Consider the following 14,378-nt stretch of genomic DNA (forward strand, 5'->3'; position numbering starts at 1 on the left):
CATATTATGAAACAATATGATTATTTGATAGTGGGTTCCGGACTTTTTGGATCCACCTTTGCCTGTATGGCTAAACGACAAGGTAAGAAATGTTTGGTCATTGATAAGCGTCCACAGCTGGGTGGCAATCTTTATTGTGAAAATATAGAAGGGATAAATGTTCACCAATATGGAGCGCATATCTTTCATACTTCAAACAAAGAAGTGTGGGATTTTGTCAACTCTATAGTGGAGTTTAACCGATATACCAATTCACCGGTGGCTAATTATAAAGGCAAACTTTATAATCTCCCCTTTAATATGAATACCTTCTACCAGATGTGGGGCGTGACAACCCCTCTCGAAGCTGAAGCTAAATTGGAAGAACAGCGGACGGAAGCAAAAGTTGCTCTTAATGGTCGTGAACCTGAAAATTTGGAAGAACAGGCGCAGCTTCTTATTGGAAAAGATATTTATGAAACACTCATCAAGGGATATACTGAAAAACAATGGGGACGACCTTGTACAGAATTGCCTGCTTTTATCATTCGTAGATTGCCGGTACGTATGGTATTCGATAATAACTATTTTAATGACAAATATCAAGGAATTCCAATTGGTGGGTATAATAAGCTGATTGAAGGCCTATTGGATGGTGTGGAGTGTCGTCTAAATTGTGATTTTGGGGAGAACCGTGAAGAACTGACAGCTCTTGCCGATAAGATTGTTTATACAGGTGCAATAGATGAGTTCTATGGTTATCGTTTGGGGCGTTTGCAATATCGCACCGTATCTTTTGAAACAGAGATCTATGATACTGCTAACTATCAAGGTAATGCTGTAGTGAATTATACTGACCGAGGAGTACCCTATACTCGTATCATTGAGCATAAACATTTTGAGATGTTCGGTCAGCAACTTTTTGATTGTCCGAAAACTGTAGTTAGCAAAGAGTATTCTGCAGAATGGAAACCCGGTATGGAGCCCTATTATCCGGTAAATGATACTCTGAATAATGATTTAGCCGATAAATATCGTGCGTTGGCAGCTCATGAAAAAGATATCATCTTTGGAGGTCGATTGGCTGAATATAAATATTATGATATGGCTCCTATTGTGAAAAGGGCTTTTGAAGTAGTTAGATCACAAGGTTTATAAAAATGAAGAAATACATACTTATTATTAAAACTATAGCAAATGATAAACTTAGTAAATCTTTAATAGGTGGTGGAGCAAGTGTTAAGGCTCCTCAAGATATACATAAAATTGCTTTACAAAATGGTTATGAAGAATATCCTATCATTTTGAGAGGGTATAAGAATAAGCTACTTTTTATTGTTGTTTTATTCCTAAAAATGATTCGTCTTGCTATCAATTTACCTAATGGTGCAACATTGTTGATTCAGTATCCAAGCTTAAATCCTAAAATGCTTTATTTTATTTTTCCTTTCTTGAAAAAAAAATATCTGATAACATTGTTGCATGATATTAATTCTGTAAGAGAAAAAGGGGAGCTATCGGGCTTTGAGAATAAGGTTTTGTCAAATTTTGATGAAATAATTGTGCATACACCTGAAATGCAAACTTATTTTGAGCAGCGATTGAGACCGGGCATTAAATATCATTATTTAGGTTGTTTCCCTTATATTGCAGTCCCAGATAAAGAAGCACGTCAGTTAAGTAAGCAGGTTTGTTTCGCAGGTAATATAGATAAGAGCGTGTTTTTTAGTGATTTTGTTTTTGAGAATAAAGATTTAGATCTTATAGTATATGGTTCTTGTTCCTCAAATAATGCTATGAAGAATAAATATGAGTATAAAGGAGTTTTTAAGCCTGATATGATTGGTCACTTAGAAGGGAGTTGGGGACTTGTTTGGGACGGAGATTCCACAGAAACCTGCTCTGGTACATGGGGGAGTTATCTTAAAATTATTGCACCTCATAAATTTTCGTTATATGTGTTAGCTGGATTACCATTAATAGTATGGAAGGATTCGGCGATGGCGAAATTGGTAGAGATGAAGAATCTTGGTATTACCGTGACATCGCTTTCAGAGATTTCTGCTAGAATTTCTGCTGTTTCAGATAATGATTATAAAGAATATTGTGCTAATATTCTAAAATTCCAGCCAGTTCTATTGAAGGGTGAAAATGTGTGTTTGTAGAACATTGGGTATTATAGCCATATAGGAGTGCATAATTTCTAGTAAATTTTATTATTATATGTTGGGTCTTAGCTTGGTAATAATTAATCGTGATATTAAGGAATATTGTTTTCCTTCCTTAATGGCTTTTTTTCTTATTTGTTCAAATTCAATTATTTTTCCTGGTATATATACATTACTCATTGCATTTGGGTATGTGGCATTTTACAAAATTAGATATGGAACCTTTACCATTAAATATTCAAAACTAAATATCTTACTTCTTTTAGCCTGCTATATTTCTGTATTTTCAAATTTATATATCGATTATCGCATTCTTATGTTTACTGGGATGATGCTTATTTGTGCACCATTTTATGTATCTAAAAAAGTCTTCTTATTTGAACGCAAAATTTTATCTGTAATTTTATTATTTTTTCCTGTTGTATCAATGATAGCTATGTATTGCTATCTAAAAGGCATAAATGCCTTTGCACAGGAGGGGGTACATATTGACCTCTCTTTTTCGGCTATTTATTATCATCCTATGTGGTTAGCTCCTATTGCAGGATTAGCTAATGTTATTTTGTTGTGGTGTCTATTTCAGTTACAAAATAAATGTTTCAGATGTATTGTGTTGTCTATTTTGTTACTGTCTATTTATGTCACTGTTGTTGCTGCCTCTCGTACTGCTCTTTTTGCATCCGTGATAACCATGGTGTTATACATTGTATACAATGCAAGAAATGTAAAAAAAATAATATTGTATTTGTTAGTTATAGGATTTCTTGCAACAATATCGATTCCTGTATATCTTGAGCATTCAACTCAAATACAAAATAAGTTTGAAGGGGGAAAAGGTGAAAAATATGGTTCTCGCTCTGCCCATTTTGGAGAGGGGTTTGATAAATTAAATGAATCTCCTCTTATTGGAAGTGGATTTGCAACGGCTTGGTATAGAGGCGTACTTCATAAAGGTCGATTGGAGAGTGGTAGCGGATGGTTGTCTATATTATTTCAATTAGGTGCCTTAGGTGCAATAATAATGTTATTCATTCTAAAGAAAGTAACTCGAGTTTTTAAATATATTAGACATGATCGAAGGTTACAATTGTTTGTTATTTCTTTACTTTTTCTGTGTTTGCATTCTTGTTTTGAGGGGTATTTATTAACTGTCGGTTATTATATAGGTTTTGTATTTTGGCTTCTAATTTCTCATATAATATGTTATCCGGATATGGTGAAGAAGTACAAATTAAATTTTGAATCATGAAAATGTTTTCTTTGGATACTTTTGTTTATAGTGTATTGTTCTTTTGTATTGATTGTGACGGGCTTGAATCTGTTTATAATATTTGATGTCATTCTGTCTTCATTCAGTTGATGTTCATGTGTTAATAGCTTATTTGTTATGATCTTTTTTATTTGCAAAATCTTGTTTTGAAATGAACTTATTTTTTTTCCAAAATTGTATTAGTCCGCATCAGATACCTTTTATCGAAGAACTGTCAGTTTTTACAGATGTTGATAGGGTAGTGGTGATAGCTCCTCGTGTGGATTACGATGATCGAAAGCTGATGGGATGGAAGACATCAAAATTGCTTGAGACAAAAGGTATAGAGTTTTTGATTACTCCTACTATGAAAGTAGTGCAAAGACTATATGAGGAATGCAAAGGTATTGAAACGTTTTGTTTTTTTTCTGGTATCAATGCTTTTCCTGAAATTGTGCCATGGATGAAACTCTCATTCAATTATTCTTTTAAGCGAGGAGTAATAACCGAGCCACCATTACTCTATAATCATCCACTATGGTTGCATAAACTAAGATTTGCATTGAAAGATTGGCGATACGTAAAGTATTTTGACTATTTATTGGTGATGGGCGATGAATTTGTGCCTTATTATCGCTTTTGGAGTAAAAAATGGAAAGTATTACCTTTTGTATATTGTACAGAGTGGAGAGAACGTATATATCCTATACCGACTTCAGAGAAGCTTAAGGTACTCTATGTGGGTAGTTTGTCAGATAGAAAGAATGTGGTGGAGATGTTTCAAGTGTTGTGTCAAAAGACTGATTTAGAGCTTGGTATTGTAGGTGACGGTGAGAAGCGAGCACAAATTGAGGAGATGAGTATGCAGGCTAATACAGAAGTAGTGCTTTATGGTATGCAACCGATGGAGAGGATCTCGGATATTATGCAACAATATGACGTACTGATTTTGCCTTCGAAGCATGATGGGTGGGGAGCTGTTGTGAATGAGGCGTTGATACTTGGACTATATGTGATAACAAGTAATCATTGTGGAGCTTCGTATCTATTAAAAGATAAGCAACAGGGTATGATATTTACTTTAGAAGAGGCACAGAGTTTAAGCAACGTGGCTGATGTTTGTATTGCAAAAAAAGATTGGATAAGGGAGACGGTAAATGAGCGTATTACATGGAGCAAAAACTACATCTCGGGTAAAGCAGTGGCGAACTATATAGTCCAAAATTTATAAATAAACGCTTATGAAAGTAATACATTATATTCCTGGTCTAGACCGTTCTTCAGGTGGTACAACTGCCTATATGCAGTTATTGACTAAAGAATTGACACGGTTGGTAGAACTCTATGTAGTGAGCCATGCTAGTGAGAATCCTGTAGTAATAGATAATTGTACGGTGTATTTCATTCCTGAATTTAGAAACTTCATGGGGATGAAACGACAGTGGAGAATATTGTTAACTCAATTACAGCCTGACGTGGTGCATGTAAACTGTTGTTGGATGCCTGCTTGTGCCTTTATACAAAAGTGGGCACAGGCATTGGGGTATAAAGTGGTGCTAACACCTCATGGTATGTTAGAGCCGTGGATTATGGCGCGTCATTATTGGACTCGTAAATTACCGGCACTGTGGTTTTATCAAAAGGCGGCAGTGATGAAGGCGGATGTATTGCACGCTACTGCAGAAAGCGAGAAGGAGAATTTACTGAAGTTGGGCTATAACAATAGGATTAAGATCATTGCTAACGGTATTGATGTAGAGAATATAGAGATGAAGTCATCATGGAAGCGGAATAAGGAGATTCTTTTCTTGAGTCGTGTACATGTGAAGAAGGGAATTAATTTTCTTCTTGAGGCAGTTGCTCAATTGAGGGAACAGGTAGAGGGGTATGTGATACGTATTGCTGGTGAAGGAGATGCTATCTACATTGATGAGTTAAAGCAATTAACAGAACGTCTTGGTATATCAAAACTAGTCTTCTTTGAAGGTGGTGTATATGGTAATCGTAAATGGGAATTATTCCGTCAAGCGGATCTTTTTATATTACCTACACATAGCGAGAATTTTGGTATTGTGGTGGCAGAGGCATTAGCTAGTGGTACACCTGCGGTAACAACAATGGGTACACCATGGAGTGAGTTAGAGAGTCGACGGTGTGGCTGGTGGACGAAAGTTGGTACAGAGGCAACCGTACAAGCACTTCGTAACTTTTTATCGCTTACTGAAAATGAGTTGGAGAAGATGGGACGTAATGGTCGTAAACTGGTAGAGGAGAAGTATTCGGCACGTAAGGTGGCAGAGGAGTTTGTGGAAATGTATAAATCAATTTTATGAAAAAGGATTTGATGGGATTTAAAACTCTATATTCGAAGAGGAATAAGTTTCGCAGATTGATATGGAGTATGGTTTGGACTTGTCTTGCCCGTCCGTTTCCCCGCTCTATGGCAATGGGATGGAAACGTATGCTGCTTCGTGCTTTTTGGGCAAAGATTGCATCTACGGCTGCAGTGTATGCTATTGCTAAAGTGTTCCAATCTTGGTTGCTGGCAATGGATGATTACCCCTGTTTGGCCGAGGGAGTAGATTGCTACAATACAGTACCCATTCGGATTGGGCGTAATGCTACGGTCAGTCAGCGGGCTTTCCTTTGCACTTCAGGACATGACATTACCGACTCACGTTATCATCAGACCAATGCTTCGATAGTGATTGAAGATAGGGCTTGGGTGTGTGCCGAAGCTTTTGTGGGACAAGGAGTGACTGTAGGAGAAGGTGCTGTATGTGCAGCACGTGCAGTAGTGATTAAAGATGTTGAATCATGGACTGTGGTTGGGGGGAATCCGGCAAAGTTTATAAAGAAAAGGATGTTAATAAATATCAACAGGACACCCTTGTCTCTTATTTTATATAATCAGTTAGCTTGATGCTGCATAATATAATTGAGCTGACATGAAAGTAAATATAATAACAGGGCCTTTTGGCTGTCTACCCCCATATGCTATTGGAGCAGTGGAAAAATTATGGTACTCTATCGGTACAGATATGAGAAATAAGGGACATCAAGTCATCTTTATATCTAAGAAGCCACTAAAAGAGAGTTCTATGGATGATAATCTTCTTCTGCATGGCTATGAAAGAACTGGATCTTGGGTAAAAGACTTTGTTCTGGATTTTGTTTTTTCAATAAAGGCATTAAGTAAAATGCCTAAATGTGATATGCTTGTGCTTAATTCAATATGGAGCCCTATTCTTTGTCTATTATTTAAATGGAAGTATCGTAGGGCTTTATATAATGTGGCACGATTTCCGAAGAAACAGATGGGGGCGTATTTTGCTATGAGTAGTTTGGCATGTGTGTCAACTGCAGTTTACAATGCATTAATAGAACAGAGTCCGAGTATGAAATCTAGGGCTTGTGTCATACCCAATCCGATTGATACTCATATATTCTGTAATGAACACATGGTAAAAACTCTTTCAGATAGTCCGGAAGTGGTTTATTCTGGCAGAGTACATAAAGAAAAGGGACTGGATATATTAGTAAAAGCAGTGACAAGACTCCATGAGGTGGGGGTATCTGTTGGATTACGGATAATTGGTGCAACGAAAATAGAAGACGGAGGTAGCGGTGAAGACTATGTAGATTATTTAGAATCTTTGGTAAGAGGATACAGGATAACATGGGTGGAACCTATTTTCTCACCTAGTTTGTTGGCAAAAGAAATACGTAAAGGTGATATTTTTTGCTATCCTTCTATAGCTGGATTAGGTGAGACATTCGGTGTAGCCCCTCTTGAGGCAATGGGCTTAGGATTGGTTCCTATTGTTTCGAATTTAGATTGTTTTAAGGACTTTATAGTGGATAATGAGAACGGATTGGTCTTTGATCATACTGATGTACGATGTGATGAATTGTTAGCTAATTGTTTAATGCGCTTATTATCAGATGAAAAAATGTATTCAGAAATGTCAGCGAAAGCAATTAAAAAGTCTGCAGGTTTTAGTGTGAGTAGAGTGTCTGATATGTATATGAGTATTTTTAAAAAAGTATTAGGTGGTGAGTAAGCTTTATCATAAAAATAAAAACCAACGTGATGCGTATTCTAGCCCATGGCCAAAGAAAGAAGCAATCATGATTCGTATATGGGAAGTGGTTTGGACGCTTTTTGTAAGGTGGCTGCCAAAGCCTTTTTATCGGTGGCATATATTTCTATTGAAGTTGTTTGGGGCACATATTAGTGGTCATCCTTTTATTGCGCCTACTGCCCGTATATATGCCCCATGGCTTTTAACCGTAGGAGATAGGTCTTGTATAGCGACTCGAAGCGAAATATATAATTTGGGACCTGTTATTATAAAAGAGAGAGTAACCATAGCGCAGTATGCTTATATATGTAATGGATCCCATGATTTATCTGATAATAAATTACCTCTGGTTGTAGGTGATGTGGTTATTGACAATGATGTGTTTATTGGAGCAAGAGCCATAATTCTGCCAGGATTACATCTTTGTCGATATTCGGTTGTTGGTGCTGGCGCAGTACTTACCAAAAATACTACTGATTTTGGCATTTATGCAGGTAATCCTGCAAGATTTATAAAAGAAAGAAATATTTATGGTGAATAATCATTATTATGGTGGCTCTTATGTTGCATAAATCTCCTAAAATCTGTTTAGCTTGTTCGGCAGGCGGGCATTTACGTGAGCTACAATTGGCTATCGGTGCTATTCCCGAGCAATGGGATTGCTATTGGCTTACCTTAAAAACGACATCAACTAAAGCTTTTATGGCAGACAAGGAACATGTATTTTTAGTGAATTTTCAACCAGCAAAGAAATGGACACTGATAGTGAACTGTTTGCAAGCAATATTCTGGGTGCTGGTGAAACGCCCAGATGTAATCATTACTACAGGAGCTGGTGTGACTGTACCTACGGTTTTTTTCGCAAAAAAACTATTGGGGACAAAAGTAATATTTGTTAATTCGGCTGCTGATGTGACACATGCTTCTAAAACTCCCGTATGGATAGAACGGTATAGTGATCTATTTTTGGTCCAATGGGAAGAGATGCGGCAATTATTTCCTAATTCAATTTGTTGTGGTGTTTTATGATTTTTGCTAGTTTAGGTACAATGAACATAGCCTTCAATCGTATGGCAAAAGCCGTGGATGAATGGGCAGCTATAACTAAGGAAGAGGTGATAGTACAAACTGGGTATACAGATTATCCCTACAAACATGCGAAAGCTTTTAAATTTTGTACAAAGGAGCAGATGAAGGGTTATATTTCTAGAGCTGATATATTAATACTTCAAGGTGGCTGGGGAGCAATATCGGAAGCGATGGAATTGAGGAAAAGAATAGTTGTGATACCAAGATATGACAAGGTAGAGCATATCCATGACCAATTTCAATTAATTAGGAAATTGGATACTTTGGGATGTGTGCTAGGGGTATTTGACGAAAGGGAGCTTGCTGCAAAAATGGAACAGGCAAAAACTTTTGAGTTTAAGCAAATAGAGAAAGGAAACGCACAGAAACTGATTGAGAAGAAACTGCAGGAGTGGTTTCCGAGATGACAATAATTAGCGAGTTCAAAATAGAATCTTATGAAAGTATCTATAATAACGTCATGCTTTAATCGTGTGGCGACGATTCGTGGTGCTATAGAGAGTGTCTTGGCGCAGGACTATAATAACATAGAGTTTATTGTTGTAGATGGGGCGAGTACAGATGGTTCGTTAGAGATTATTAGAGAATATGAAGATCGTATATCAACTATTATCAGTGAGCCTGATCATGGTATGTATGAAGCCATCAATAAGGGAATTCGTGTGGCTACAGGTGATGTAATCGGATTGCTACATTCGGATGATTTCTTTTATGATAATGGGGTCATAAGCCGCATTGTGGAACACATGAAGACTACTCGAGCGGATTTTCTGTATGGTGACGGACTTTTTGTGAATCCCGATAATACTGACAAGGTAGTACGTAACTGGATTGGCGGTGATTATCGTTTGTGGAAGGTACGTCATGGCTGGCTTCCATTACATCCTACTTGTTATATTCGCCGCGAGGTAATGATGAGACTAGGTCTTTATAACGAAAGTTATAAGATTGCTGCGGATAGTGAACTGCTGGTGCGTTATCTGATGACGGGCGGACTTTCTGTTACTTATTTGAAAGAGTATGTTGTACGTATGCGTATGGGAGGGCTTTCTACTGATAGTGCTAAGCGTAAGAAAATGTGGGGAGAGGACATTAGAGTGTATTCCTCTCACGGTCTATGGCCTACTCTGACTAAATTAGAGAAGATGGCATGGAAAGTACCACAGTTTGTATTGGCATTATTGAAAGGATAATGGCAATTAAATGAAATTGATCGTTGATTTGTGTTGATCAACTAGCCACTTTCTAAAAATAAACTTCTGAAGATTATTAGCCTATAATATAACGAAATATGTAGGTCCCTAACTTCATGCTACACACATGAATCCCCTACATTCTGCAGGTTGGGAAAAATACAGCGGTATATTCCTGATCTGTCCCCTCATATTGGCAAAATGCTGATATGTATTCTAAATATATCAACTGTCTGTGAAGATCGTTGATATATTGTTTTTTTAATACCATGCTTATTGATTAAAGATAATATTCAGATTTCTAGTTTTGTATAATAGAAAGAATTAGAATATTTTTTATTGATTATCTATTGTGTTTTTGAAAGAAAATGCATTTCTTTGTAATATAGATAAAAGCAATTTATTATGTTGACTACTGTAGAATACTTATCTTTGCTTCGTGAGTATATGCGCAAGAATGCTGCTAAATATGGTATTTCTCGCATGGGGATATTTGGCTCCGTTGCTCGTGGTGAACAACATGAGGGTAGTGATGTCGATATTTGTGTTGAAATTGATAGACCTTCTATCTTTACTTTAGTTCATATTAAAGAAGAATTGGAAAAACTATTGAAATGCCCTGTTGATCTGGTTCGGTTGCGAAATAATATGGATGAATTATTGAGAGGGTGTATCAATAAAGATGGAATTTATGTGTAAAAGTCAGATAATAGAATCATTGCTAAAGAAAATTTTCCAAACGGTGGAAAGGATATTAGCGAACTCGGAAACTATTACTTCCCCTTCTTTTTATTTATTGACTCCATCCGGAATGGAAAGACTAGAGAGTACTTGTATGTTATTAATAGCCATCGGTGAAGGAGTGAAAGGTGTTGATAAATTAACAGATAAAAAGTTATTATCTTTCTATCCAGAGATGGATTGGAAAGGTGTAATGGGAATGAGGGATATAATCGCACATCATTATTTTGATTTAGATGCTGAAATTGTTTATGACGTGATAAAACATGATTTGCCGAAGTTAAAAGATGTGTTGCAACAAATCATAGACGATTTGAAAATATCCAATCAAGCGATTGACTAAATGGTTTTTATCTCAAATTTCTAAAATACGCCCGTATCTTCCGCATAATCTTGATTCCCATCACTACGCCATCAAATACAGCCATACCGGTATTGAACGAACGCATGAGTGCATCCGCCTTGTTGGTTGCCGGAGCAAGTGGGGCAAATATTTCGCGTGTAGTAGCTGTCATGGCTTTTTTTTGGGCATGGATCTCATTTAAAAGCTTCTTTTTACGTTCGGCAATCTCTTCTAATGTAAATTTCTGCGGGGTCTGCGCATTCATAATTTATTTATTTGAATCAGTTAAAAATAAATTAGCGAGGAAGTTCACCATCGGAGAAATGATGAGCTGCTTGCGGAAAATAATAACCAGGGCGATGAGAACAACATTGATGCCTGCTATGATGGCGAAACTCGACATCAGACCGCCCACTAAAGGCTCCAATATATAAGCAAGAGCAAAAAGCAGATAAAACAGGGCAACCATGCCAAGGATAATAAGTACTAATATCATAATTAACGTGGAAAAAAGTATGGTTAACTTCTCCGTCAATTCTAATTTGGTATATTCTTTTTGAAGCTCCAGATATTTCTTGAACTCGAAAAACAACTGCTGAAAATTCTCAATACTTTTATCGTCTGCAAACATGGTCGCTCTGTTTTTAGTCTTTGGTTACTCACTTATTCTGCTATTTCTCCCTTCATCTCGGCAGCGATCTCGTCAACGAGAGTTTCCATTTCACTGCGATTAAGCTTGATTCCTTTTTTACGAAGAATCTCTGCGATTTTATGACGGGTATCTTCTCCCTTTTCAGGAGCAAATAAAATACCAAGGGCTGCACCTACGGCTGCACCACCCAGAAAAGCTGCTAAAACATTCAATCCTTTCATAATGTATAATGTTTAAAATGATTATGATACAACAAATATAACATTTTTATGGAAAGGTTGTTCGTGAAAACTGAAATTTTTTGCTACGTTTTATAATTCTTTTTTTCTTTTATGGTTTAATCTTATTTAACTGACTTTCGTAGCTAACCTTTGAAGGTTAAGGCGTACTTTTGTTTTCGAATATTGTAAATCAAAACATAATGGAAGCTAAGATTGTTTTTATAACTGGCGCCAGTAGCGGAATTGGTGAGGGTTGTGCCCGTAAATTTGCGAGGGAGGGATGGAATCTGATTCTGAATGCCCGTACCGTATCGAAACTGGAAGAACTGAAAGCTGAACTGGAAGGGGCGTATGGTGTCCGGGTTTATATATTGCCTTTTGATGTGCGCGACCGGAAATTGGCTGCCGCCTCTTTGGAATCATTACCCGAAGAATGGAAGGCGATTGATGTGTTGGTGAACAACGCCGGACTGGTGATCGGTGTGGATAAGGAATTCGAGGGTAGCCTGGATGAATGGGATATCATGATCGATACGAATATAAGGGGACTGTTGGCTATGACGCGTTTGGTGGTGCCCGGTATGGTGGAACGCGGACGCGGACATATTATTAATATAGGATCTATTGCGGGGGATGCCGCTTATCCGGGCGGAAGTGTGTATTGCGCAACGAAAGCTGCCGTGAAGGCTCTTTCGGACGGACTCCGGATTGATCTGGTGGATACTCCATTGAGAGTGACGAATGTCAAACCGGGAATGGTGGAGACAAACTTTACAGTGGTGCGTTATCGGGGAGATAAGGAAGCTGCCGATAATTTTTATAAAGGGATTCGTCCGTTGACGGGAGATGACATTGCAGAAACGGTTTATTTTGCCGCGTCGGCTCCTGCACATATTCAGATTGCGGAGGTACTTTTGATGCCTACTTATCAGGCAACAGGCACTATTTCGTATAAGAAGAAGCCGGAATAGACGTTTTTTTGACGGATTTCTTTGCCGGATGATAAAATTTCTATTATTTTGTTGCCCGAAACTAAATATAATAGACGAGAATATTGAATTATTAATTAAAACAGAGTATAGGATTATGAAAAAATTAGTCGTATTAGGAATGGGAGTATGCTTGGTGCTAGCATTTGCATCTTGTAAATCCAGCGAAAGTGCCTATAAGAAAGCTTACGAAAAAGCAAAACAGCAAGAATTGGCAGAACCGCAGGTGGAAGCTCCGGTAGAGGTTACTCCGGTGGTTGCAGCTCCTGTGACAACTACTAAAGTGGCAGATACATCCGGCGTTCGTCAGGAAAAGGTTACAGTGGTTTCCGGTAACGAAGGATTGAAAGATTATAGCGTTGTAGCAGGTAGCTTTGGTGTGAAAGCGAATGCTGAAGGCCTGAAAGATTGGTTGGACGGACAGGGATATCACTCTACGATTGCATTTAATGCTGATAAGGCAATGTATCGTGTGATTGTGAACTCTTTTGCTGACAAGACTGCTGCTGCTGAAGCTCGCGATGCATTCAAGGCTAAATACCCGAACCGTTCGGATTTCCAGGGTGCTTGGTTGCTGTATCGTGTATATTGATTTCTTTTTGGTAATATATATTGGAAAGAACGAACGTTTTTTTCCGAATAAGAAGGCGGTAACTGGGAAGTTACTGCTTTTTTATTGAAAATGAGTGGCTTTTTCGTTTAGATATTTTTATCTTTCTACTAAAAGAAGTTATAAATGATAGTGGGGAAACTTTTATAGCAAAGAAAGTTTTTACTTTTGTCAACTCTTAATTTGGAGGATGTTTTGCCTGAATGTGAATAGGGCATTAATTTAGAGATTGAATGGAACAAAAATATGTAATGGCTGCTATCGACGCGGCTCTAAAAGCAGGTGAAAAGATTCTTTCTATTTATAATGATCCGGCATCGGACTTTGAAATAGAGAGGAAAGCTGACAACTCTCCGCTAACTATAGCAGACAGAAAAGCGCATGAAGCGATTGTGGCTATTCTGAACGATACTCCTTTTCCTGTTCTTAGTGAAGAAGGGAAGCATTTAGGGTATGAGATCCGTCGAGGATGGGATACTTTATGGATTGTAGATCCGCTGGATGGAACGAAGGAGTTTATTAAGCGCAATGGAGAATTTACGGTAAATATCGCTTTGGTGCAGAACTCTGTACCTGTATTCGGTATTATTTATGTGCCTGTTAAAAAAGAACTTTATTTCGGGATCGAAGGTGTAGGGGCTTATAAATGTTCCGGTATTGTCAGTTTGGAAGATGACGGCGTGGCATTGGAACAACTGATTGGGAAGTCGGAACAGATACCTTTGAAGGAGGTGCACGATCATCTGATCGTGGTTGCTTCCCGTTCGCACCTGTCGCCTGAAACGGAATCATATATTGCAGATTTGAAGAAGAAACACGGCAGTGTGGAGTTGATTTCGAGCGGAAGTTCAATTAAAATCTGTCTGGTTGCTGAAGGTAAGGCTGATGTATATCCGCGTTTCGCTCCGACGATGGAGTGGGATACGGCTGCCGGGCATGCGATAGCCCGTGCTGCAGGGATGGAAGTATATCAGGCTGGAAAGGAAGAACCTCTACGATATAATAAGGAGGATTTATTGAATCCGTGGTTTATCGTTGAGCCAAAAAGAGAACACTAAA

Annotated in this window: 19 protein-coding genes; 16 read left to right on the forward strand and 3 right to left on the reverse strand. The window is 37.9% G+C overall.

The window, feature by feature from the left end:
• Positions 1-6 precede the first annotated feature (6 nt).
• The 13 genes from glf to HMPREF9010_RS01670 all read left to right on the forward strand — a co-directional run bounded on the left by glf (position 7) and on the right by HMPREF9010_RS01670 (position 10,847).
• Complete coding sequence (gene glf / locus HMPREF9010_RS01730; RefSeq protein ID WP_008651624.1) at positions 7-1,137, forward strand: UDP-galactopyranose mutase; 1,131 nt, start codon at positions 7-9, stop codon at positions 1,135-1,137.
• A gap of 2 nt (positions 1,138-1,139) precedes the next feature.
• Positions 1,140-2,144, forward strand: a complete 1,005-nt coding sequence (locus HMPREF9010_RS01725; protein WP_008018133.1) for a hypothetical protein — start codon at positions 1,140-1,142, stop codon at positions 2,142-2,144.
• A 58-nt stretch (positions 2,145-2,202) separates the two neighbouring features.
• Positions 2,203-3,396 carry an O-antigen ligase family protein gene (locus tag HMPREF9010_RS01720; protein WP_004313222.1) on the forward strand — a complete coding sequence of 398 codons (1,194 nt, stop codon included), beginning with the start codon at positions 2,203-2,205 and terminating at the stop codon, positions 3,394-3,396.
• Positions 3,397-3,568: 172 nt separating this feature from the next.
• On the forward strand, positions 3,569-4,627 hold the full coding sequence (locus tag HMPREF9010_RS01715; protein ID WP_004313223.1) for a glycosyltransferase family 4 protein: 1,059 nt from the start codon (positions 3,569-3,571) through the stop codon (positions 4,625-4,627).
• Between the two features lie 10 nt (positions 4,628-4,637).
• Positions 4,638-5,729 (forward strand): glycosyltransferase, encoded by a 1,092-nt coding sequence (locus HMPREF9010_RS01710; RefSeq protein WP_008651626.1) that lies wholly within the window; start codon positions 4,638-4,640, stop codon positions 5,727-5,729.
• 11 nt (positions 5,730-5,740) lie between these two features.
• Positions 5,741-6,319, forward strand: a complete 579-nt coding sequence (locus HMPREF9010_RS01705) for a putative colanic acid biosynthesis acetyltransferase (RefSeq protein WP_008651628.1) — start codon at positions 5,741-5,743, stop codon at positions 6,317-6,319.
• A gap of 25 nt (positions 6,320-6,344) precedes the next feature.
• Positions 6,345-7,460 carry a glycosyltransferase family 4 protein gene (locus tag HMPREF9010_RS01700; RefSeq protein WP_004313226.1) on the forward strand — a complete coding sequence of 372 codons (1,116 nt, stop codon included), beginning with the start codon at positions 6,345-6,347 and terminating at the stop codon, positions 7,458-7,460.
• Positions 7,453-8,022, forward strand: coding sequence for a DapH/DapD/GlmU-related protein (locus HMPREF9010_RS01695; protein ID WP_008997745.1), 570 nt, complete (start codon positions 7,453-7,455; stop codon positions 8,020-8,022). Before HMPREF9010_RS01700 ends, HMPREF9010_RS01695 begins: the two co-directional genes overlap by 8 nt.
• A gap of 8 nt (positions 8,023-8,030) precedes the next feature.
• Complete coding sequence (locus HMPREF9010_RS01690) at positions 8,031-8,510, forward strand: hypothetical protein (protein ID WP_004313228.1); 480 nt, start codon at positions 8,031-8,033, stop codon at positions 8,508-8,510.
• A 41-nt stretch (positions 8,511-8,551) separates the two neighbouring features.
• Positions 8,552-8,977 (forward strand): glycosyltransferase, encoded by a 426-nt coding sequence (locus HMPREF9010_RS01685; protein ID WP_229096967.1) that lies wholly within the window; start codon positions 8,552-8,554, stop codon positions 8,975-8,977.
• Positions 8,978-9,007: 30 nt separating this feature from the next.
• Positions 9,008-9,763: a glycosyltransferase family 2 protein gene (locus tag HMPREF9010_RS01680; protein ID WP_008651635.1), complete on the forward strand. Its 756-nt coding sequence runs from the start codon at positions 9,008-9,010 to the stop codon at positions 9,761-9,763.
• 405 nt (positions 9,764-10,168) lie between these two features.
• A complete protein-coding gene (locus HMPREF9010_RS01675) occupies positions 10,169-10,462 on the forward strand; it encodes a nucleotidyltransferase family protein (protein WP_004311443.1) in 294 nt (97 codons plus the stop codon).
• On the forward strand, positions 10,455-10,847 hold the full coding sequence (locus HMPREF9010_RS01670) for a DUF86 domain-containing protein (protein WP_008644079.1): 393 nt from the start codon (positions 10,455-10,457) through the stop codon (positions 10,845-10,847). The genes HMPREF9010_RS01675 and HMPREF9010_RS01670 overlap by 8 nt, the downstream gene beginning before the upstream one ends.
• A 7-nt stretch (positions 10,848-10,854) precedes the next feature.
• Here the strand turns inward: HMPREF9010_RS01670 and HMPREF9010_RS01665 are convergent, their stop codons facing one another.
• From HMPREF9010_RS01665 to HMPREF9010_RS01655, 3 genes are read right to left on the reverse strand one after another with little or no spacing between them, the layout of a single operon-like run.
• Positions 10,855-11,112, reverse strand: coding sequence for a hypothetical protein (locus tag HMPREF9010_RS01665; RefSeq protein WP_004297510.1), 258 nt, complete (start codon positions 11,110-11,112; stop codon positions 10,855-10,857).
• 3 nt (positions 11,113-11,115) lie between these two features.
• A complete protein-coding gene (locus tag HMPREF9010_RS01660) occupies positions 11,116-11,478 on the reverse strand; it encodes a phage holin family protein (protein ID WP_004297511.1) in 363 nt (120 codons plus the stop codon).
• Positions 11,479-11,510: 32 nt separating this feature from the next.
• A complete protein-coding gene (locus HMPREF9010_RS01655; RefSeq protein WP_004297513.1) occupies positions 11,511-11,720 on the reverse strand; it encodes a YtxH domain-containing protein in 210 nt (69 codons plus the stop codon).
• Positions 11,721-11,920: 200 nt separating this feature from the next.
• On the opposite strand from HMPREF9010_RS01655, the gene HMPREF9010_RS01650 reads away from it, so the two are divergent.
• The 3 genes from HMPREF9010_RS01650 (at position 11,921) to cysQ (ending at position 14,377) form a co-directional block, all read left to right on the forward strand.
• Positions 11,921-12,691 (forward strand): SDR family oxidoreductase, encoded by a 771-nt coding sequence (locus HMPREF9010_RS01650; protein WP_004307255.1) that lies wholly within the window; start codon positions 11,921-11,923, stop codon positions 12,689-12,691.
• 115 nt (positions 12,692-12,806) lie between these two features.
• Positions 12,807-13,301, forward strand: a complete 495-nt coding sequence (locus HMPREF9010_RS01645; RefSeq protein ID WP_004311445.1) for an SPOR domain-containing protein — start codon at positions 12,807-12,809, stop codon at positions 13,299-13,301.
• 251 nt (positions 13,302-13,552) lie between these two features.
• Complete coding sequence (gene cysQ, locus HMPREF9010_RS01640) at positions 13,553-14,377, forward strand: 3'(2'),5'-bisphosphate nucleotidase CysQ (RefSeq protein WP_008651639.1); 825 nt, start codon at positions 13,553-13,555, stop codon at positions 14,375-14,377.
• The last annotated feature ends 1 nt before the right edge of the window (position 14,378 follow it).

This window comes from Bacteroides sp. 3_1_23 (genome assembly GCF_000162555.1).
In the GTDB taxonomy this organism is placed as follows: Bacteria; Bacteroidota; Bacteroidia; order Bacteroidales; family Bacteroidaceae; genus Bacteroides; species Bacteroides ovatus.